We start from the raw sequence: 21103 nt of genomic DNA on the forward strand, positions 1-21103 counted from the left end.
TCATAAGCGGCCACTGCAAATCATGGGAGGATGTCATGGTGAATATGCGAATGGCGTGGCTCGTGCCTGTGGCCTTGACCGGGGTGCTGACCGTCACGGCTCCGGCAAAAGCTGCGGGAGACTGCAAGCCCGGAACGACCGGCAAGATCGCCTTCATGCTCAAGCATCAGAAGGCCTTCCGGTATCTCAATGCCGACGTGCCGTTCTTCGTGAAGACCGCCGAAGCCGGCGGCTATCAGGTTCTCGTCCAGTCGGCCGATCACGATGCGGCCAAGCAGGTCGCTCAGGCGGAAAACGTCATCACTCAAGGCGTCGATGCGATCGTCATCCAGCCGGTGGATTTCAACGTCGCGGCCGCGATTGCCGAAAAGGCCAACGAGGCCGGAATCCCCATAGCCTCTTATGACGATTTGATCCTCGGCGCCAATCAGACCGCCTTTATCGGTCGTGATCCGCGTGAAGGTGGCGCATCCGCCGCCCGCGCCGTCATCGGCGCTGTGCCCAAAGGCAACTATGCCTTGATCGGCGGCGATCCCGGCCAGACCGGCTCGACCCAGATGCAGGAAGGCTATCACATGGTGGTCGACCCGCTGGTCGCCAAGGGCGATATCAAGATCGTCCTCGATCAGTTCTCTTCCGGCTGGAAGACCGAAGCCGCACAGGCCCATGCCGAAAATGCGCTGACTCAGAACGACAATTCGATCAACGCCTTCCTCGTGTCCTATGACGGCATGTCGGTTGGCGTCCTTCAGGCCATTGACGGCGCGGGCCTGGCGGCCGGATCCATTCCCGTCACCGGGCAGGATATGGAGCTCGCCGCCGCGCAAGCGATCGTCGAGGGGCGGATGTTCGGCAGTGTATGGCCGGCGCCTGATGAGATGGCCGTTGCCGGCGCCAAGGCGGCGATCGCCATGGCGAAATGCGAAGACATTGGCGCTACGGACAAGATCAACAACAAGGCGGCCGACATTCCCTGGGTGAAGACGCCGATCTATCTCGTCAGCCAGAAGGAAATGCCGGAGTTCGTCTGCAAGCACCAGCACTGGCTCGACGTCAAGGAAGTCTACAAGAACGTCCCCGACAAGATGCCGACATGCAATTGACGAGCGGGGCATCAGGCCAATGGGCGCGCAGCAGCAGCGGGAAGATCATCACGCCCGAGGTGATGACTCCCGCCGCGCTGCGCTCACCGCCGAACATTTGACGAAGCGATTTCCCGGCGTCGTCGCGGTCGATGATGTCAGTCTCGTCATCGAGCCGGGCGAGATCTTAGCCCTTCTCGGCCAGAACGGCGCCGGCAAGTCCACCCTCATCCAGATCTTCGCCGGTCTGCATCCGGCCGGCAGCTATTCGGGCAGCATCACGCTTGCCGGAAGGTCCTATTCTCCCGCAAGTATCGCCGAAGCCGAGGCAGCAGGTGTCGCCCTCGTCGCCCAGGAAATCAACGTCGCGCCCGAGCTTTCCGTGGCCGAAAATCTTTTCCTGAATGCCGAGCCTGTCAGATGGGGACTGCTCGATCAGCCTTTGCGCTTGGCAAAGGCGAAGAAGGCGTTGCGCGACTTCGGGCTCGATATCGATCCGGGGCAGCCGATGAAGATGCTGGATCTCGCCACCCAGCAATTGGCTTTGATCGCGCGCGCTCTGTCGAAGCAGGTCGATCTGCTCATTCTCGATGAACCGACCGCCGCTTTGACGGAAGGCGAAGCTCAGAGATTGTTCGACCGCATGCGGCTTCTGGCGGAGCGCGGTGTGGCCATCATTTTCGTCAGCCACCGGCTTGCCGAAGTATTCGCCGTCTCGGATCGCATCGTCGTCATGCGCGACGGCCGCATCAGCGCCTTCTATGCAACGCGTGACGCGACGCGCTCGATGGTGATCGCCGACATGGTCGGCCGCGCGGTGACGCAGGTCGAGAGGGAGAGGGTCGCCGATCGCCATGCCGTCTTCGCCGTCGATGATCTGCGCGTCTATGATGTCGACAGGGGCGATCGCGAGCGTGTCGCCGGCATTTCCTTCACGCTCGCGCAGGGCGAGATCCTCGGATTGTTCGGCCTGGTGGGATCGGGCTGCGTCGAGGCGGCCCTCGCTCTTTACGGCGCTTGGCCGGGAAAGCGCGGCGGTTCGGTTGCCATCGAAGGCGCCCAAGTGACCATTGACGATCCCACGGCAGCGGTCGGCCTCGGCATTGGCTTCATGGCGCAGGACCGCCGTGATTGCCTGATGCCGGACCATTCCGTCCATGACAATACGATGCTGGCCAGTCTTGCGCGGATATCACCCTATGGCGTCATCGACGACGGATGGGCCCGGCAAAGGACCGGAAGCCTCGTCGCCGGGCTCGATATCAAAACGCGATCGATCGCGACCGAGCTGCGGACCCTGTCCGGCGGCAATCAGCAAAAGGTGCAAGTGGCGCGCTGGCTTGCCGCTGATTCACGCATTCTCATCCTGGTCGACCCGACACGTGGTGTCGATATCGGGGCGCGCGGCGAGATCAAGCGTGTATGGGCTGGGCTCGCTGCCGAAGGCCGCGCCATCCTCATTGCATCGACCGATGCCGAGGAACTTGTCGATATCTGCGACCGGGTGATCGTGCTCCGGGCGGGAGCGGTCGTCGGCGAAATCGAGCGAAGCGAATTGACCGAAGAGAGGATTCTCGGGATGGCCGCCGGTGTCTGATCAAGGGCTTGCCGTGTCGAAGACAAAGCCGGACGAGCCGGCGACACCAGCGCGCTGGCTGGCATCGCTACCGCTCTCCAGCTTGCGGGAATCCATGCTGCTGCTCATTCTCGTTGCGATCTGGCTGTTCTTCTATTTCGCAACCGGCGGCATTTTCCTCACCCCCCGCAACCTGGTTCTCCTTGCCCTGCAAACATCGATCGTGAGCCTGGCCGCGATCAGCGCCGTGATGCTGATCGTGACGCGCAATTTCGATCTCTCGGTCGGGTCGGCGGTCGCCCTGGTGGGCGTCGTCCTGGCCATGATCGCCGGGCAATATGGCTACTCGCCATTGCTGGCCGTGGCTGCAGGCCTCGCGGCCGGCATCCTGATGGGAGCCTGGCAAGGCTTCTGGGTCACCAGGATCGGTGTTTCCTCCTTCATCGTGACACTGGCGGGCATGCTTTATTTCCGCGGCTTCTCCATGATCGTCACCAATGGTGCCACAATCGCATCCTTGCCGCGGCCGCTCACCCGTTTTGCGACGGCCTTTCTGCCGGTCGTTCCGTCGATCATCCTGGTGATTGTCACAGCGCTCGTCTTCCTCATCGCTCGCTGGCTCGAAATCCGCCGCGCTTATAGGCTGGGCGTCGTCGCTCATCCGCAATCCGTCTTTGCCAGAACCGCGGTCCCCGTCGCGATCGCGGTGCTGGCGACGCTCTTTGTCGTATCCTGGCAGGGTATTCCCTATCTCGTTCTCCTCGTGGCCGTCTGCGCCTTGGCTGCCGAGCTGGTGATGCGCCGCACCCGCTACGGCGCGCAGCTCTATGCCATTGGCGGCAATCCGGAAGCCGCAAGGCTCGCCGGCATCGACATCAAGAAGGTCATCTTCTGGAATTTCGTCATCGCCGGCCTCGCTTATGGGATAACCGGCATCGCGCTCACCGCTCGCGTCGGTGGAGCGGTGGCCGGCAGTGCCGGCCTGTTCCTCGAGCTTGACGCCATTGCCGCCGCGATCATCGGCGGCACCGCGCTATCCGGCGGCCGCGGCCGCATCCTTGGCGCCCTGGTCGGTGCACTGCTGATGGGGAGCCTCAATAACGGCATGAGCCTGATGAATGTCGCCCCCTTCTTCCAGGACACGGCGCGGGGCATCGTGCTGCTGCTCGCGGTGGCGCTCGATCATTTGAGCCGCAGCCGCAGTCGTCTGAGCTGAGTTTCCGAGCGCGTTCCGAGTCATGCGTCAGGCTCACACATTCAACCGGTGCTCGAAATAGGCCTGGTGCTCGCGCGACAGGCGGCAGGCGCGCTCGACGTCGCCCGCCTTGATGGCATCGACAATCGGCTGATGGCTTTCCGCCGCCTTCATGAAATCGATGCCGGGCTCCGACAAGGTCACGCGCGTATGGATCTCGAGATGGAGCGAGTCCCATAATTTGAGCAATAGCTCATTGCCCGCCGCAGCGACGATGATGCGGTGGAACTGGACGCTATGCGCGATCATCCGCTCGATGTCATGGGCCCGCGCCGCGGCACGCATGCCGTCGACCTCGCTTTGCAGGATGGTGACATCGTGTGCGAGGCCCGCCGTGGCGAGACGAGCCGCCGCCTCTTCGAGCGCGCCGCGCACCAGATAGATTTCGCGCTGCGCGCTCGCGGCGAAAGGTTTTACGAAGGAGCCGCGCCGGGGCTTGCTGGTGACGAGGCCCGCCATTTCGAGATCGCGCAAGGCTTCGCGAATGGGCAACTGGCTGGTGCCGAATTCCTCGGCGAGCTTCATCTCGATGAGGCGCTCGCCGCTTTGATAATGGCCGGTGGCGATCCGCTCGATGAGGGTCTTGCGGATGCGGTCGCTGAGCGAAGAGGCGGATTCTTTTGCGGGGTCGAGCATAACGGGATTGATTATTGATAATCGATAGAATAGGCTTTGCGCACAATAACGGGCCGGACGCGTCTTGGAAAGCGCCAACTGGCCCAGCGCGTGATCCGGAAAAGCTTGTGGCCGGGCTTGACCCGGCCATCCACCGGTTTTCCGATCAGATCACGCGCCAACAAAAATGGGAGGTTAGATGTCCGCGACACTCTTGGCGGCCAGGCAGCCGCGCGCCGTCCCGGGATTGCAGGCCAAAGGCGGAACCGTCATTGCCGGCGGCACGCTTGCCGTCGCCGGTCTCAATTACGGCGATAGTATCGGTAATCCCCTCATCATCGTGGATGGGCTCGGCCTCGACCGGATCGAGGTGAAGGGCAAGAAAGTGACGCTCGGCGCGCTTGTCACCATGGCGAGCATCGCCCGCGACCGCCGCCTCAAATTCCTCCATCCCGTCGCCAATTCCATTGGCGGCCCGGCGGTCAGGGCCATGGCGACGATCGGCGGCAATCTCTTCGCCCCGGCCCCCTATGGCGACATGGCGGTGGCGCTCTTGGCGCTCGATGCCGAAGTCGCTCTTCATGACGGCAAGGCTGCACGGAAGCTTCCGCTCGAGACATTCCTTGCGCAGCGCAAGAAGCTCGTCCGCGCGTTCGTGACCGGGGTCTCCTTCGCTTTGCCCGATGCCAAGGACTTTCGCTACACCAAGATTGTCCGCCGCAAGCCGGTGAGCGCATCGGTCGTCACTATTGCGACGTTCACGCCCCGCAAAGCCGGCAAGATCAAAAGCGCGCGCATCGCGCTTGGCGCCATGGCGCCGCATGCGGTGCGAGCCCGCAAAGCCGAATTGGCGCTCGAAGGCAAGGCGCTCGACAAGACGTCGATCGAAGCGGCGGCGAAAGCCGTCGCCGAAGGCACAGCACCGGCCGATGATGCCTATGCCACGGCCTGGTATCGGCGTGAGATCGCCCCCGTTCATCTGAAGCGCCTGCTGGGAGAGGCCGCATGACCAAGGTCGCCGTTCAATTCACGCTCAACGGCCAGGAGCAGAACGAATTCATCGAGGGGGGATCGACATTATTGTCGACGTTGCGGAGCAAGCTCGGTCTCTACAGCACCAAGGCCGGCTGCCATCAGGGCACCTGCGGCGCCTGCACCGTGATCATCGACGGCGAGCCGCGCCTTTCCTGCCTGACGTTGGCCGAGCGCTGCACGGGAAAAGAGGTCACGACGCTGGAAGGCCTTACAAGCGATGGTGCGCTCCATCCTTTGCAGCAGGCTTTCATGGAAGGCTTTGCTGCCCAATGCGGCTTCTGCACGCCCGGCATGATCCTCGCCGCCAAGACACTGCTCGATCGCAAACCAAATCCCAGCCGCGCGGACGTCGTCGACGCGATCTCGGGCAATATCTGCCGCTGCACCGGCTATGAGCCGATCATCGCCGCCGTGCTGGCGGCGGCCGAGCAATTGCGCGGCAAGAAGAAGAGCGCGTGAGGAGCACCCATGGAATATCGCAAGGAATATTTCAGCGACGCGCGCCGGGAGGACCTGACCGAGGTCGGGGTGACGCGCCAGCGTTCCGATGTGCTGGGCCATGTGACCGGCAAGACGCAATATTATGCCGACCGCACCTTCCCGGGGCTTCTTCATCTCAAGATGGTGCGGAGCCCCCATCATCACGCCCGCATCAAGTCGATCGACGTGTCGAAGGCGCTGAAAGTGCCGGGCGTGGTGCGCATCCTGACCGCCAAGGACGTGCCGCAGAACATCTACACGATCCTGTGCCTGATCCAGGTCGAGCCCAATGACGAGCCGGTGCTCGCTTTCGACAAGGTGCGCTACAAGGGCGAGCAGATCGCCGCCGTCCTCGCCGAAAGCGAGCAGGCAGCACTTGCAGGCGTGGCCAAGGTCAAGGTCGTTTACGAGGAACTGCCGGCGGTCTTCGATGTCGAGGAGGCGCTGAAGCCAGGCGCCCCGCTGGTCAACGAATATCATGGCCGCAACTGGTTCACTTATGAAGGCCATCACTGCCGGCGCGTGCGCTTCGGCAATGTCGATGAAGGCTTTGCCAAGTCCGATCACGTCATCGAGGAATTGTACCAGTCCTCGCCCATCGAGCATGCGCCGACCGAGACCACGGGCTGCATCGTCGTGCCCGACCAGAACGAGCGCTATGCCTGCTATTCCAACACCCAGGCGCTCTATTTCACCCTCGACAACTCGGCGCTGATCCTGAATTCGCCCTTCCACAAATTGCGCCTGATCGGGGGCACGGTCGGTGGTGGCTTCGGCGGCAAAGTCGACGTCATCACCGAGCCGATCGCCTTCTTGAGCGCCATGCTGACGAGGCGTCCGGTCAAATATGAATATACGCGCGAGGAGGAAATGCAGGTCTCGTCGCCGCGTGCTGCCGAGCGCATCTATATCAAGGACGGCGTCATGAAAGATGGCCGCATCCTGGCGCGGAAAGTGAGACTCTATGTCGATGCCGGCGCTTATTCGCGCCATTCGCCCTATGGCACGACCAAGGCGGCGGCCCATATGCCGGGGCCTTATACGATCCCCCATGTCTGGGTCGACTGCCATTGCGTCTATACCAACCGCACGCCGTCGAGCGCCATGCGCGGCTTCGGCGTCACCATTGGCGATTTCGCGCTCGAAGTGCAGATGGACAAGCTCGCCCGCCTCATCGGCATGGATCCGATGGAATTCCGCATCCTCAATGCCTATCGCGACGGCGACATGAAGGCGCATCGGAAGGAAGTGGAGGGTGCGGCGCTCGTCGAATGCGTCAAGGCGGCGGCCGATCTGGCGCACTGGCCGATCGGCGATCGCTACAAGGCGATGTCGTCGGAAAAGCGGGAGGCGTGACATGGCGAAGAAACGCGGCCGCGGCATGGCTTCCGTCAATTATCCGACCGGCATGAATCTGGGCGGCGATCCCTCCCAGGCGCTCGTCCATGCGACGACGACCGGAAGCTTCATCGCGACGCTGTCGAGCGTCGATCTGGGCCAGGGCCTGAAGACGGTGATGGCGCAGATCTGCGCCGAGACGCTGGGCGTGCCGACCGACAATGTCATCATCGACACGGCCGACACCGATACCGGTCCCCATTGCATGGGCACTTTCGCCTCGCGCGGCACCCATCGCATCGGCAATGCCATCATCATGGCATCCAAGGAGGCGAAAGCGGTGATGCTGGAAGTGGCGGCGGAAGAGCTCGAGGTCGATTCGGGCGATCTCGAGACCGACGGCTCAGGCAACATCCAGGTGAAGGGCAGCCCGCAGAAATCGATCTCGGTGCTCAACACGGCGCTCGCGGCGCATTTCAAGCATGGCAAGACGATCTCGGGCCGCGGCATCTTCCTGCAGCCGCGCTCATACCCCGAGCCCGAGACCGGCACGATGACGCCCGCCACCAGCTATGCCCATGCTTGCACCGTGGCGGAGGTCGAGGTCGACACCGAGACGGGCGAGGTCACGGTGCTGGAACTGAAGAGCGCCTATGAGGTTGGCCGCGCGCTCAATCCGCGTATGGTCGAGCAGCAGATCATCGGCGGCGCCTGGATGGGCCTGTCGCATGCGCTCTATGAGACGACCGAGCCCTATTATCCCGACCGCTCGCATGGTCCTGTGGATTTCAACCAGTATCTGATGCCGGGGCCTGGCGACCTGCCGCGCTTCGAGAATGTCATCATCGAGCGCCCCGCGCCGGACGGTCCCTTCGGCGCCAAGGGCGTGGGCGAGATGACGGCCAATTCGCCGATCCCGGCCATTGCCAATGCGATCTTCGATGCGGTGGGCGTGCGTGTCGATTCGCTCCCGATCACGCCCGAAAAGGTTCTGCGCGGCATTCAAGCCTTGAATGCCTGATCCTATCGAGAGGAGAACTGAATGCTGAAAGTCATGTCCCTGATGAAGCGCCATCCCGATCTGAGCTTCGACCAGTTCCGCAACTGGGCGCAGGCCGAGCACCCGAAGCTGGCGCAGAAGCTTCCCGGTTTGCGCGGCTATCGCATGAATGTCGCCAGGGAGGAAAATCCCGACAATCCTTACGATGCGGTGAGCGAGATGTGGTTCGACGATGCCGAGGCGCGGCTCGCGGCGATGGCGACGGATGCCGGCAAGGCCGCGGGCGGCGATGCGGCGTCCCATTGCGCCAGCCGTTTCCATTTCCTGGTCGAAGAGAAAGTCTTTGTCTGACGACAGAGCCCCATCGCCCGAAGTTCTGGCTCAGCGCCTCGAGCGTGAGAGTTATCTCGCCGGCGAGAGCTTAAGCATCGCGGCCTATCTCGCGCTCGAGCTCGGCAAGCCCTTGCTGCTCGAAGGCATGCCGGGCGTCGGCAAGACCGAGGCCGCCAAGGCGCTCGCCGCGGCGCTCGGCCGCAATCTGGTGCGGCTGCAATGTTATGAAGGCATCGATGCGGGCCACGCGCTTTATGAATGGAATTATGCCCGCCAGCTTTTGAGCCTGCGCCGCGACCAGGACACGGATCTCTATGCGGACGAGTTCCTGATCGAGCGGCCCTTGCTTAGGGCGCTTAAAAGCCCGGCCGAGACCTTGCTGCTCATCGATGAGATCGACCGCGCCGATCATGAGTTCGAAGCCTTCCTGCTCGAATTCCTGTCCGATTTCCAGATCTCGATCCCCGAGCGCGGCACGCTGAAGGCAAGGACGCCGCCCGCCGTGATCCTCACCTCCAACCGCACGCGCGAATTGCACGAGGCCTTGCGGCGGCGCTGCGTCTATAACTGGATCGCCTATCCCGAGCCCGAGCGGGAAGCGCGCATCATCATGATGCGGGCGCCCGATGTGGCGGAGAAGACGGCGCAAGCGGTCGTCGCCGCCGTCAATGGCCTGCGCCGCCTGCCGCTCGCCAAGGCACCCGGAATATCGGAAGCGATCGAATGGGCCCATGCGGCGACCCTCCTCGAAAGCGGCAGCGGGCGCTGGCCCGAGGCCTTCCGCCGCGCGATCGGCGTCGCGATCAAGGACGAGGAAGATTTGAATCTGGTGCGGGGTGAACTCGACACGCTTCTCGCCAAGGCCTGCGCCTCATGAAGCTGCCGCGCGCCGTCACGGTCCTCGTGGATTTCACTCAGGCTTTGCGTGCGCACGGCTTTCCGCTCGCCCATGAGCAGGTGGTGATGTTCCTGGGCGCCGTGCGCCTGCTCGGACCGAAGTCGATCGAAAGCATCCGCCACGCGGCGCATGCGACCTTGGCGCCGCCCGCCGACCGGCACGCCGAGTTCGAGGCACTCTTCCATGCCTTCTTCTTCGAAGTGGCCGCCGTCGCCTCGGCGGCGAAGAGCCTGCCGGAAGAAGACGCAGCCGTGAAGGACAAGGGCGAGCAGCGCCGGGAACCGCCCGAGATCGAAGGCGCCAATCGCTCCGGCAAGGCGGCGACGGCGCAAGAGATATTGGGCATCCGGCAGTTCGATGCCGGGCCGGATGATCAGGCGGTCGGCCGGCTGGAGAAGGAGGGGCCCGGCGCCCTGCCGCGACGACTCGGCTTCCGCAAAATTCCGGACAAGAAGGGCGACGCGCTCGATCTGCGCCGCTCGATGCGGCGTGTGGTCGAGCATGACGGCGATGTCATCCGGTTGATGCGCGGAAAGCGCAAGTCCCTGCAGCGGCCGATCGTCCTCCTGATCGACATATCGGGATCGATGAAAGCGCACACCGCCGATTATTTGCGCTATGCCCATGCGCTGACCCAGATGGCGGACAAGGTGGAGAGCTTTGCCTTCGGCACGCGCCTGACCCGTATCACGCGGGCGCTCAAGCACCGCGATCCGGCGCGTGCGCTCGAAAGTGCCGCGGCGATAGTCGATGACTGGGATGGCGGCACGCGTATCGGGCCGGCGCTTTCCGCCTTCATGGCCGATCCGCGTTACGCGTCCTTGCTGCGCGGCGCCGTCGTGCTGGTCCTCTCCGATGGGCTCGAGCGCGGCGATCCGAAGCCGATGCGCGAGGCGGTCGCGCGCATCAGGCGCCGGGCCTGGTATCTCGCCTGGCTGACGCCGCTCGCCGCCGATCCGCGCTTCCGGCCCGAGACGCGGGCGCTGAAAGACATTCTCAAATTCCTCGATCAGCTCGGCAATGGCGGCTCGCTTTCGAGCCTTGTCGACCACACTTTGCGCATAGGCTCACCTTCATGACTGGGATCGTCGACGCCCATCATCATATCTGGCGCCAGCAGGATCTGCCCTGGCTCGTGGGCCCGATGCTGCCGCGCATCTTCGGCCCCTATGAGCCGATCCGGCGCGACTATCCGATCGGCGAATATCTCGCCGACATTGCGGGTTTGGGCGTCGCGCAATCGGTCTATGTCCAGGCCAACTGGGCCAAGGAGGATTTCGAGAAGGAAGTGGCCTGGGTGCAGAAGACCGCCGATGAGACCGGCTGGCCCCACGGCATTGTCGGCTATGTCGATCTCACGGTGGAGGACGTCCGGCCCGCACTCGATCGCTTGGCGCGCTATCCCTTGCTGCGCGGCGTCAGGATGCAGCTCCATTGGCATGAGAATCCGCAATATCGCTTCGCGGCGAAGCCCGACCTGATGACGGAGCCGCGCTTCCGGCGCAACCTGGCTCATCTCTCCGGCTATGGCCTGAGCTTCGATCTCCAGGTCTTCGCCGGCCAGATGGCGGATGCGGCCGAGCTTGCCCGAGAATTCCCGGCGATGACTTTCATTCTCCAGCACGCCGGCATGCTGGAGGATCTGTCGGCGGAGGGCTGGGCGGCCTGGCGCGCCGGGATGAAGAGGCTCGCGGATGAGCCCAATATCGTCTCGAAGCTTTCAGGGCTGGGCACCTTCATCCATAGGGTCGATGCGACGCTCATCGGCGACATTGCGCGCGAGACGCTCGCGCTGTTCGGGGCCGAGCGCTGCCTCTTCGGCTCGAATTTCCCGATCGAGAAATTGTGGTCGAGCTATGGCGAGCTCATTCAGGCGCATCGCGTGGCGCTCGCCGATCATCCCGCGGATGTGCAGGAGAAGATTTTTTCCGGGACGGCGAAACGCATCTATCGCATTTGACGTCATTGCTCCCCACTTCCGTCATCCCGGCGAAAGCCGGGATCCCCTGAATAGGCGCAATGCGGGCGGCGCTGCTCGCGCGAAGAGAATTTATGGATCCCGGCTTTCGCCGGGATGACGGACTGAGGGAGATTGCGTGTGAGAGCTATCCTCCACCGCGATCCGATAGCCGATGCCGGGCTCGGTCTGGATGAGGCGCGGATTGGCGTGGTCGTCTTCGAGCTTGCCGCGCAACTGGCCGACCAGCACGCGTAAGTATTGCATGTCCTCGGCATGGGCCGGACCCCAGATGGCGGTGAGAATCTGGCGGTGGGTGAGGACGCGTCCGGCATTGCGCATGAGAAGCGCCAGGAGGTCGAACTCCTTCGGCGTCAGCTTCAGCACGGTTCCGTTCTTGGTCACGCGATGGTTCGGCACATCGAGCGTGATCCCGTTGTGATCGAGGACGGGCAGGGATTTGCCGGCGGGATTGTGGTGGCGCAAAGCCGTGCGGATGCGCGCCAGAAGCTCGCCGATGCCGAAAGGCTTGTTGACATAATCGTCGGCGCCGAGATCCAGCGCTTCGATCTTCTCCGACTCGCGGTCGCGCGCCGAGACGATGATGATCGGCACTTGCGAAAAGGCGCGCGTCTGGCGGATGACGTCCTTGCCGTCGAGATCGGGAAGGCCCAGATCGAGCAGCACCAGATCGGGCGCCGACTGGGCGATCGCCTTGATCGCCTCGGCGGCCGTCGCGGCGGCGCTCACGGCAAAGCCGCCGGCCTCGAGCCCGAGCTTGAGGAAGCGCTGAATCTGCGGCTCGTCATCGACGATGAGGATGCGGATGGCGGCGGTCATCCGGCCTATATAGCATGCGCGAGCCCTGTCACCAGAAGACCGGGATGAGGGAGATCACCAACAGGCCGGCCATCGCCCCGTTGAAGCTCCGGCGCATCAGCGGATGACTCAAGAAGCGCCCGATCGCCACGCCGAATCCCGCCCACAGCACGACCGACAGCAGGCAGGCCGCCGCGAGCACGCTGGCGATGACGATGGTCTCCTGCAGCGCATTGCCGCCGATGCTGGAATAGGCGGCAAGCGCGCCGATCGCGGTCACCCAGCCCTTGGGATTGATCCATTGGAAGAGCGTTGCCTCGATGAAGCCGATGGGCTTGGCGCGCGCCGAGCCTGGCGAGGCGGTGCCGGCCTGGGTAATGCGCCAGGCGAGGTAGAGCAGATAGGCGGCGCCCGCATATTTGAGCAGGAGATGCAAGCGCGGTTCGGCCTTGAGCAGGCCGGCAAGGCCCAGGCCCGACGCCATGATCAGCAAGGCGAACCCGATGGTGATGCCCAGCATATGCGGTATGGCGCGGCGGAAGCCGAAATTGGCCGCGGACGCCGTGATCATCACCACATTGGGCCCCGGTGTCAGGCACATGGCCAAAGCGAACAGAGCCAGGGGTCCGAGCAGCATGTCGTCCATTCGAGAATTCTCTCCTCGAACGGCACGATGCTGGCGCTTTCTCCCCGCCGCAATTACCCCGCGGTAATCGCGCCAGTTTCGTCATCCCTCCTTCTCCCGCGAAGCGGGGGAAGGTGGCGCGCAGCGCCGGATGGGGGTCTTGCAACGGGCGAAATTCGGCGACCTTCTACCCGATATAGCTCTTCAGGATGGAGGCCCCCAGCGTGTATTTGGGATCGACCATGTTGCCGAGGCGCACGCGGCCCGCCTGGGTGAGGAGGAAATAGGCCTCATACTGGTCGAAGCCGTAATCGCTCACCATCCAGTGGATGAGCTCGCGATAGGCGATGCGGGCCGCGTCCTCCATGGGCCTGGTGCTGCCGATCGTCATGATGAATTTCTCATTCTCGAGTCGGGGCCACGCGATCTGCCATTTCTTGATCAGATCGACCTGGACCGTCGTGGTCGAGGGGATCTCGACCGCCACACCGCAGAGCTCGCCGTCGCCTTGCGTGCCATGGCAGTCGCCGAGATAGAGATACGCATCCTTGTGATGCACCGGGAAATAGACCACCGCCCCCGGGCAGACATCGGGCAGGTCCATATTGCCGCCCCAGTAATCGGGCTGCAGCGACGTCACCGCCTCGATCTCGGGGCTGACGCCGAGCGTGCCGATGAAGGGCTCATAAGGCAGCGTGATCTTGGAATTGAACTTGATGCCCTTCTCGGTCACTTCCATCTTCTTCACCTTCTGAGGCAGAGGCGGGTTGAGAAGGGCGGTGTTGTTGGTCGCGACCAGGCCGCCGAATTCCGGGATGAGTGCCGTCGTGCCGACGGGCTGCGGGCCGCGCGGCTTGATCGAATGGATATGGACGCAGAGCACGTCGCCTTTCTCCGCACCCTTGACCGCGATCGGGCCGCATTGGGGGTTGAGGAAAGGCATATGCAGGACATCGGTCGGCTTGTCGCTTTCGTGTCTGATGGCGCCTTCGAAGGCATCCTGCGTTTCGGCCACCACGATATCGCCCGGCTCGATCGCGAGCACGGGCTCGGCGTAGGGCCCATAGACATAGTGATATTTGCCCTGCTTCGCGACGGTGAGCTCATGCGTCTTGCCGGCCTTGCCGCGGGCGACACCCTTGCGTGCCATGTAGCTCTGTTGCAGCCAATTACCCATCTTTGCCTCCTGATCGAATGTCTCAAATTGAAAGGTGGTGACTGAGCGTCTGCGTGTCCTGGATCTTCGCCCTGTCGAGCTCGGCGACGAAGCGGCCCTTGTCCATCACGAAAGCGCGGCCGGCGACGCTCTGGATGAGGTCGATATTCTGCTCGACGATGAGGACGGCGATGGCGCGCTCGGCCACGAGCTTCACCAGGAAATCGCCGATCTCCTGGACGATCGAGGGCTGGACACCGTCGCTCGGCTCATCGAGAAGAAGCAGGGCCGGATCGCCATTGAGCGCTCGCGCGATGGCGAGCATCTCCTGCTGGCCGCCCGACAATGTCCCGGCGCGTTGCGCGCCCCGCTCGCTGAGGAACGGGAAATAGCCATAGACATCGGCACGCACGGCCTCCGCCTTGTCGCGGTCGCGCCGGATCAGGCGGCCCATGCGCAGATTCTCTTCCACCGTCATATGCGGGAAGATCTCGCGTCCCTGCGGCACATAGCCGATGCCCTGCCGCGCCCGGCTGTCGGCGCTCTCCTTCGCCAGGTTGCGGCCGCCATAATCGATCGCGCCGCTGCGCAGGGGCAATATGCCGATGAGCGATTTCATCAGCGTGCTCTTGCCCACGCCATTGCGGCCGAGCACCGCCACGATCTCGCCGGTCGCGATCTCGATGTCGATGCCCTGCAGCACGTCGCCGGCGCCGTAGCCGGCGCGTAGGGCCTTGGCTGTGAGGAGGGCCGCCACGGTCATTTCCTCCCCAGATAGATGTCGCGCACATCCTGGCGGCGGGTCACCTCCTCGAGCGGGCCGTCGGCGAAGATGCGGCCCTGATGCAGCACGGTGACGCGCTGGGCGATGTCGCGCACGAAGGCCATGTCATGCTCGACGACGACGAGGGTGAGCCCGGTCTGGTTGAGCTCGCGCAAGGTCCGCGCGGTGCTGCCGGTCTCTTGCGGCGACATGCCGGCGGTCGGCTCGTCGAGCAGCAGGAGATCGGGGCCGCAGGCGAGCACCATGACGATCTCGAGCCACTGGCGCTGATGATGCGGGATGTTGCGTGCGCGTGTGTGATCGCCGGCGTCGAGACCGAAGCGCTCGAGCGCCAGGAGATAGCGGTCGTCCTTGACCTTGTTGCCGTTGTCCGCGCCGGCCGCCTTGGCGATCTGCAGGTTCTGCCTGACGCTCAGATCATGGAACACGCGGTTGGTCTGGAAGGTGAGCCCCAGGCCTCGCTTCACGCGCGCGGCCGGTAGCATGCGGGTGATGTCGATGTCGTTGAAGACGATGCGTCCGCTGTCCGGCTTCTGGATACCGGCGAGGAGCGAGAAGAAGGTCGATTTTCCGGCGCCATTGGGGCCGATGATGCACTGGATGCTGCCGGGATCGAGGGCGAAGGAGACGTTGTCGGTCGCCACCACGCCGCCGAAGCGCTTGTTGAGATTCTCGACGATGAGGGAAGCGCTATTCGCCATGCGCCCTCCGCTTCGCCGGTATCCTGGCGACGAGATCGAAGAGCGAGACGACAAGGCCGCGCGGGAAGAACAGCATCACCGCGACGAGCAGCGTGCCGGTGATCACCAGCGCGTATTGATTGCCGGAGGACGAGAGCTTGTAGTTGATCCAGTTGAGCGCATAGGTGCCGATCACCGCGGCAAGGAGCTTCTCGCGTCCGCCGACCGCCACCCAGATGACCGGCAGCGCCGCGGCGAGGAGGCCCACCTGGCTCGGCGTGATGTAATTGCCCCACTGCACATAGAGAAGGCCGGAGAGGCCCGCGAGGGCTGCCGCCAGCACGAAGGCGATCCACTGCCGCACTCTTATGTCGTAGCCCAGCGTCTCGGTCCGGAGCGCATCTTCGCGGATCGCCAGCAGCACCTTGCCGAAGGATGAATTGACCAAGGCGCGGCAGAGGAGATAGCTCACCGTCACGATGGCGAGCACGAAGTAGAAGAAGGCATAGCCCGAGAAGACATAGGAGCCGAGCTGGAAGCTCGGGATCCCCGTCATGCCGTTATAGCCGCCGAGCTGCACCGTGCCGACGCGCCATTGATAGCCGGCGGTCTGGCCGAGGAAGGTCTCGAGCAGCAGGGTCAGAACCAAGGTGAGGATCGGCACGATCCAGGTCTGGACCCGCGCGAAGAAGACGAAATAGCCGAAGATGCCGGCGAGCACCATCGCGGCGATGATGCCGCCGATGCTGCCGATGAGCGTGCCCAGGGGATGGTTGATCAGGTTGCCGGCGATGATGCCATAGGCGTAGCCCGCGACGCCGAAATAGGCGACCTGGCCGAAGCTCAAGGTCCCGCAATAGCCCCAGAGGATGCACAGGCCCAGCGCCATGGGAATGTTGAGCAGATAGAAGGAGACATTATAGGCGGCGAATTCCGAGAGATAGAGCGGCACCGCGATGAACAGCGCCAGCACGGCGGCGAAGATCGCCCAGTAGGGCAGGCCCCGCCCGATATCTTCCGAGCCGTTGAGGAGGCGTAGGATTCTCTCCATGCTCAGCGCATCCTGTGCCGGAGATCGAGCCGGCGCTGGATCGCCGCCGAGATGCCGTCGGGCAGGAGGCGGATGAAGATGAGAGCCGCCAGCAGCAAAGCGACGGTGCCGAGGAACGCGCCGAAATAGAAACCGATCGGCGTCTTGACGACAGACAGCAGCGCGCTTGAGCCGAGCGCCCCGGCGATGACATTGGTGGCGCCGCCGACCACCACCGTGATGAAGGCGGGTGCCACGAATTGCTGGCCCATGAAGGGCATGATCGACGTGGTGGGCGCGAGGAGCGCGCCGGACAGGCCGGCAAGTGCCGCGCCCAGGCTGAAGGTCAGCGTGTAGATGCGGTTCGTATCGACGCCAAGGGCGCGCGCCATGGTGGCGTTCTGCATGGTGGCGCGGGCCTGAAGCCCGATCTCGGTGCGGTTATAGAGCCACCACAGGGCGACGATCAGCAGCATCGCCACGATGAACATGGCGATCCAATAGAGCGAGAAGGAATATTGCCCGAGGGCGAAATTGCCGCCCGGGATCTGGATCGGCGGCATGAAGGGCCCGAACAGCAGGAGGAAGCCCTGCGACAGGATGAGGCTGATGCCCCAGGTGACGACGAGCGCGCCGAGCTCGCGGCCATAGAAGCGCTTGATGATGGTAAGCTCGAGGAGCGCGCCGAAGACGCCGACGACGAAGAAGCTGATGATGGCGGCGAGCCAGAAGGGCACGCCATATTGATAGACGAAGGAGGCGACATAGGCGCCCATCATCATGAGCTCGCCATGGGCGAGGTTGATGATGTTCATCATGCCGAGGATGACGATGAGGCCCAACGCGCACAGTAGGAGAAAGGCCGCATTCGTGCCGAGCTGGTAGAAGATGCTGGCGATCAGACCGACAAGATCCATGGACGCGTAAGGCCTTAAGTGACGAGGAGCGGCCGGAGCTCCCGAAGGAGCTCCGCTTTCAAGAGCTTAGGCCTTTCCGAACATCTTGAAATAGGGATCTTCGTCCGGCGTGTATTGCTTGAATTCCGGCGTGCGGACCAGGTTGACGCCGAGCCGCTGCAGCCACCAGGCCTGGATCATCGGCCAGTCGCGCACGAAGCTCACATTGTGGTTCTCGTCGCAATAAGCGAGGCGGATGGGATGGGCGCAATGATGCGTGCCGGGCTCGAGGAACACGCTGCCCTCCGGCGCCTCGATATTCCAGCCGAGCTCCAGACAGCGCCTGACCTTCTCCTGCTCGGTCGTGCCGGCAAGGCGTGCCGCCTTGGCATAGAGATGGACGGTGAAATAGGTGTTCTGCGCCATCTCGCCGATATACTGGTCGTCCGGAAACATCTCCATCCAGCGCTTGACGAAGGCGCGGTTGCGCGCCGTCGGCACTTCCATCTGATACTGGATGGCATTGTGCATATTGGCGAGCGAAGGCGGCGCGAAGCGTTTGTGCTCGTAGCCCTGCGCCATGTTCACGGTCGAGGCCATGGGGAATTTGAGGCCCGCGGCCGCGGCTTGCGGATAGTAATTGTGGTGGTTCTGGCCGACGAGCAGCGTCATCACCCAGTCGGGCTTCGCCTGCTGGATGCGGGCGATGACCTGGCTGAATTCCGACACCGAGAGCGGGATGAACTCCTCGCCGATGATCTCGCCGCCGACCAGTGGGATGTAGGCCTTGGTCCAGGCGGCCGTCAGCTGGCCGAAATTATAGTCGGCCGCGATGGTGTAGCATTTCGGCCCGAATTTCTCGACCATGTACTGAACCGTCGGGATGACCTGCTGCTCGCAGACCGGGCCCGTGCAGAAGGTATTGGCGTCGGCGACGCCGCCTTCGTATTGGTTGGTGTAGAAATAGAGCTGCTTCGCCTGATCGACGATCGGACGGATCGCCTCGCGCTCGGCCGAGGCGAAACCCGCGACCAGCACATCGACCTTGTCTTCCTGGATGAGCTTGCGGGCGAGCTGCTGCCACACCGCGTTGTTGCTCTGCCCGTCGGCCTTGAGGAGCTGCAATTCGCGCCCCAATATGCCCTTCTCACCCGAATCGATCAGGATGTCGTCATCCTCGTCATAGACGAGGTCGGTCACCGACTTGTCGCCGCCGGCATCGACCACGTCGAGCTTGGTGCCTTCCTTGCTGATGATCGGGGGCTTCTTGGCCACTTGGCCTTCGACGCCCAGGAAGCCGGCGCCGATATTGGGCGCGCCCTTGAGGGTCTTGCCCTCGTTGATCTCCTTGACCGCGAGCTGCGCGGCATGGACTTTCTGCAGGCCGTAGACGGCGAGATTGCCCGATTCATCCTCGATGAAACCGAGCTTAACCGGATCGCCCGACTGCGCGAAGGCACTCGCCGGTCCGCCGAAATCCCGGAGATAGGTCGGCAGCGCCACCGCCGCGCCGACGCCTGCCGCGACGATGCCTTTGACGACGGTGCGCCGGTCGGCCAGAATTTCACCGTCAGCTGTGGTCTCCACGGGGAGAATTGTGTCGTCCAATTTCTTGTCAGCCATGTCTGTCCCTTTCCTGTTTCCCATCATGCTCTGGTCTTCTTATCCACGCTCGTGCTCAGGATCTGCGCCGCGAGCTCCTCGACTGGAATGCGCTTGCTCATGCTTTCCTTGCGGAGATGCCGATAGGCTTCCTCATCGTTGAGTCCTAAGCCCTGCATGAGCTGAAGAATGGCCTTCACGACGATACGCCGTGCGCCCTGGCGCTCCTGGATCGTCGACAGTTTGCCGAGCAGCTGCTGGCGCCGCTGGCGTTCGTTGAAGGCGAAATAGAGCGCCGTATAGACGCCGTTCGAGCGCACCGGCTTCATCAGCACCGCCGAAGGCTCGATGTCGAAGGCGCGCTGCAGCCGGCTCGGCGATTCGATGCCGATGACCGCGACGACCGGCAAGGCCAGCCCCGCGATTGCGGACACGAATTGCGCATCGAGCATGTCGGTGTCGATGAAGGCCATATCGGCCGCTGCCAGGCTGGATTTGAGGTCGGCGGGCGAGCCTTGCGGGTCGAAATGAGTGGGTATGATGCCGAGCTTGCCGAGTGTGACCTTCAGCGATTGCGCATTGCGGTCCTCGGCCATCACCAGGAGAGCGCTGCAGCCGCGGAAATTCTGGACCGGCCGCGTCATTTGACGATCCTCAGATGGGCCGGGCGCGGCACCCGCTCGTGGCGGACATCGTCCCAGATCAGATAGGGATCGGGCTTGATCGGCTGGCTTGCCGCGAAAATGATGTCGAAGCCGCCTTTGCTATTGGAAACGCCGATGCGCGGCGTCAGATAGCTGTGCCGGTTGTCGCTGTCGATGCGCACCGGGCCCTGCGGCGCGTCGAACTCGACATGCGAGAGGACCGAGCGCACGGCCGGCATGTCCTCGCCGCCGGCCGCCTTGAGGGCGCGGGCGAGCAGATGGACCGCATTATAGGAGGCCTCGGCATCGGCCGATGTCGCGCGCTGACCGGGGAAGCGGCGGCGATAGGCGCGCGCGAAGGAGGCGTTGGCCTCCGTGTCGATGCTTTCGAAATAGACCGATGAGCTGATATGGCCGTCCGCGGCCTCCGGTCCTATTTCGGCGAGCTCGGGCTCGGACAGGCTGCAGCTCGCGACCGGCATGTCGCGCGGCTGGTCGAGACGTGCGCGTTTCGCCGCCCTTCTCAGCGCGCGGAAGAAGGCATAGGCCGAATCGCCGATCAGCGTGTTGAAGATGAAATGCGGGCGGCAATCGAGGATCTGCCGGACGATCGAATCGTGATCGACGTCGCCCACCGGCACATAGCGCTCGGCCAGCACGCTGCCGCCCGAAGCCAGCACCGCCTCGCGCATGATCTTGTTGTTTTCCCAGGCCCAGATGTAGTTCGAGCCGACGAAATAGGCCTTGTTGCCGTAGCGCTTGAGCAGGAAATCGGCGAGCGGCACGATGTGCTGGTTGGGCGAGGCGCCGGTATAGACGACATTCTCGCTGCTCTCGAAGCCTTCATAATGCGAGGGATACCAGAGCAGCCCGTCATATTTCTCGAAATAGGGCAGCACTTCCTTGCGGCTGGACGAGGTGTAGCAGCCGATGACATGGACGAGGCCCTCATCGATGAGCATCGACTTGGCGAGCCGTGCATAGGCGCTCAAGGCGCCGCCCGGATCGGCGATGCTGGGTTCGAGCGTGAAGGGGAAGGCATCGCCGGCATTGACTTCATCGATGGCGAGCAAGGCACCGTTCAGCATCGCCTGGCCGATCGTGGCATAGGGTCCGGTGATCGAGAAAAGAAGACCGAGCCTGTGCCTGCCTTTCATGCGCTTTCCTTCCGGTCGGCTTAAAAAACAAAAAGCCCGCGGGCTCAAACTCCCGGGGCTTCATCGCCACACTATCTGTCTGGAATAGTCGATCACCACATGTCTGTGGTGTGAACCGCAGACCGAGCATCCTTGCTCGCC

Annotated in this window: 22 protein-coding genes; 11 read left to right on the forward strand and 11 right to left on the reverse strand. The window is 63.4% G+C overall.

The window, feature by feature from the left end:
- Positions 1-35: 35 nt before the first annotated feature.
- The 3 genes from DS839_RS28105 to DS839_RS28115 are packed head-to-tail and all read left to right on the forward strand — an operon-like array spanning position 36 to position 3874.
- On the forward strand, positions 36-1103 hold the full coding sequence (locus DS839_RS28105) for a substrate-binding domain-containing protein (protein WP_119273826.1): 1068 nt from the start codon (positions 36-38) through the stop codon (positions 1101-1103).
- Between the two features lie 19 nt (positions 1104-1122).
- A complete protein-coding gene (locus tag DS839_RS28110; protein WP_119273827.1) occupies positions 1123-2679 on the forward strand; it encodes a sugar ABC transporter ATP-binding protein in 1557 nt (518 codons plus the stop codon).
- A complete protein-coding gene (locus tag DS839_RS28115; RefSeq protein ID WP_162918858.1) occupies positions 2672-3874 on the forward strand; it encodes a sugar ABC transporter permease in 1203 nt (400 codons plus the stop codon). Before DS839_RS28110 ends, DS839_RS28115 begins: the two co-directional genes overlap by 8 nt.
- 33 nt (positions 3875-3907) lie before the next feature.
- On the opposite strand, the gene DS839_RS28120 is transcribed toward DS839_RS28115, so the two are convergent.
- Complete coding sequence (locus DS839_RS28120) at positions 3908-4549, reverse strand: GntR family transcriptional regulator (protein ID WP_119273829.1); 642 nt, start codon at positions 4547-4549, stop codon at positions 3908-3910.
- Positions 4550-4727: 178 nt separating this feature from the next.
- Between DS839_RS28120 and DS839_RS28125 the strand changes: the two genes are divergently transcribed.
- From DS839_RS28125 to DS839_RS28160, 8 genes are read left to right on the forward strand one after another with little or no spacing between them, the layout of a single operon-like run.
- Entirely contained in the window at positions 4728-5537 is an 810-nt protein-coding gene (locus DS839_RS28125; protein ID WP_119273830.1) for an FAD binding domain-containing protein, read from the forward strand.
- A complete protein-coding gene (locus tag DS839_RS28130; RefSeq protein ID WP_119273831.1) occupies positions 5534-6022 on the forward strand; it encodes a (2Fe-2S)-binding protein in 489 nt (162 codons plus the stop codon). The genes DS839_RS28125 and DS839_RS28130 overlap by 4 nt, the downstream gene beginning before the upstream one ends.
- Before the next feature lie 9 nt (positions 6023-6031).
- Positions 6032-7399: a xanthine dehydrogenase family protein molybdopterin-binding subunit gene (locus DS839_RS28135; protein WP_119273832.1), complete on the forward strand. Its 1368-nt coding sequence runs from the start codon at positions 6032-6034 to the stop codon at positions 7397-7399.
- A 1-nt stretch (position 7400) separates the two neighbouring features.
- The gene (locus DS839_RS28140; protein ID WP_119273833.1) at positions 7401-8402 is read left to right on the forward strand and encodes a xanthine dehydrogenase family protein molybdopterin-binding subunit; all 1002 of its coding nucleotides are present in this window, start codon (positions 7401-7403) and stop codon (positions 8400-8402) included.
- Between the two features lie 21 nt (positions 8403-8423).
- Positions 8424-8732, forward strand: coding sequence for an EthD family reductase (locus DS839_RS28145; protein WP_119273834.1), 309 nt, complete (start codon positions 8424-8426; stop codon positions 8730-8732).
- The gene (locus DS839_RS28150) at positions 8725-9591 is read left to right on the forward strand and encodes an AAA family ATPase (protein WP_368911963.1); all 867 of its coding nucleotides are present in this window, start codon (positions 8725-8727) and stop codon (positions 9589-9591) included. The genes DS839_RS28145 and DS839_RS28150 overlap by 8 nt, the downstream gene beginning before the upstream one ends.
- Positions 9588-10691 (forward strand): vWA domain-containing protein, encoded by a 1104-nt coding sequence (locus DS839_RS28155; protein WP_119273836.1) that lies wholly within the window; start codon positions 9588-9590, stop codon positions 10689-10691. The genes DS839_RS28150 and DS839_RS28155 overlap by 4 nt, the downstream gene beginning before the upstream one ends.
- Complete coding sequence (locus tag DS839_RS28160) at positions 10688-11572, forward strand: amidohydrolase family protein (protein ID WP_119273837.1); 885 nt, start codon at positions 10688-10690, stop codon at positions 11570-11572. Before DS839_RS28155 ends, DS839_RS28160 begins: the two co-directional genes overlap by 4 nt.
- A 90-nt stretch (positions 11573-11662) precedes the next feature.
- Here the strand turns inward: DS839_RS28160 and DS839_RS28165 are convergent, their stop codons facing one another.
- The 10 genes from DS839_RS28165 to DS839_RS28210 all read right to left on the reverse strand — a co-directional run bounded on the left by DS839_RS28165 (position 11663) and on the right by DS839_RS28210 (position 20962).
- Complete coding sequence (locus DS839_RS28165) at positions 11663-12409, reverse strand: response regulator (protein WP_119273838.1); 747 nt, start codon at positions 12407-12409, stop codon at positions 11663-11665.
- A gap of 28 nt (positions 12410-12437) precedes the next feature.
- On the reverse strand, positions 12438-13034 hold the full coding sequence (locus DS839_RS28170) for a LysE family translocator (RefSeq protein ID WP_119273839.1): 597 nt from the start codon (positions 13032-13034) through the stop codon (positions 12438-12440).
- 166 nt (positions 13035-13200) lie between these two features.
- Positions 13201-14190 carry an acetamidase/formamidase family protein gene (locus DS839_RS28175; RefSeq protein ID WP_119273840.1) on the reverse strand — a complete coding sequence of 330 codons (990 nt, stop codon included), beginning with the start codon at positions 14188-14190 and terminating at the stop codon, positions 13201-13203.
- A 22-nt stretch (positions 14191-14212) separates the two neighbouring features.
- Entirely contained in the window at positions 14213-14932 is a 720-nt protein-coding gene (locus tag DS839_RS28180; protein WP_119273841.1) for an ABC transporter ATP-binding protein, read from the reverse strand.
- Entirely contained in the window at positions 14929-15654 is a 726-nt protein-coding gene (locus DS839_RS28185) for an ABC transporter ATP-binding protein (protein ID WP_119273842.1), read from the reverse strand. The genes DS839_RS28180 and DS839_RS28185 overlap by 4 nt, the downstream gene beginning before the upstream one ends.
- Positions 15644-16684 (reverse strand): branched-chain amino acid ABC transporter permease, encoded by a 1041-nt coding sequence (locus DS839_RS28190; protein WP_119273843.1) that lies wholly within the window; start codon positions 16682-16684, stop codon positions 15644-15646. The genes DS839_RS28185 and DS839_RS28190 overlap by 11 nt, the downstream gene beginning before the upstream one ends.
- A gap of 2 nt (positions 16685-16686) precedes the next feature.
- Complete coding sequence (locus DS839_RS28195) at positions 16687-17580, reverse strand: ABC transporter permease subunit (protein ID WP_119273844.1); 894 nt, start codon at positions 17578-17580, stop codon at positions 16687-16689.
- A gap of 66 nt (positions 17581-17646) precedes the next feature.
- Entirely contained in the window at positions 17647-19182 is a 1536-nt protein-coding gene (locus tag DS839_RS28200; RefSeq protein ID WP_119273845.1) for an ABC transporter substrate-binding protein, read from the reverse strand.
- Between the two features lie 23 nt (positions 19183-19205).
- Positions 19206-19805 carry an ANTAR domain-containing response regulator gene (locus DS839_RS28205; RefSeq protein ID WP_119273846.1) on the reverse strand — a complete coding sequence of 200 codons (600 nt, stop codon included), beginning with the start codon at positions 19803-19805 and terminating at the stop codon, positions 19206-19208.
- The gene (locus tag DS839_RS28210) at positions 19802-20962 is read right to left on the reverse strand and encodes a transporter substrate-binding domain-containing protein (protein WP_119273847.1); all 1161 of its coding nucleotides are present in this window, start codon (positions 20960-20962) and stop codon (positions 19802-19804) included. The genes DS839_RS28205 and DS839_RS28210 overlap by 4 nt, the downstream gene beginning before the upstream one ends.
- Between the last annotated feature and the right edge of the window lie 141 nt (positions 20963-21103).

It is taken from the genome of Taklimakanibacter deserti, assembly GCA_003574785.1.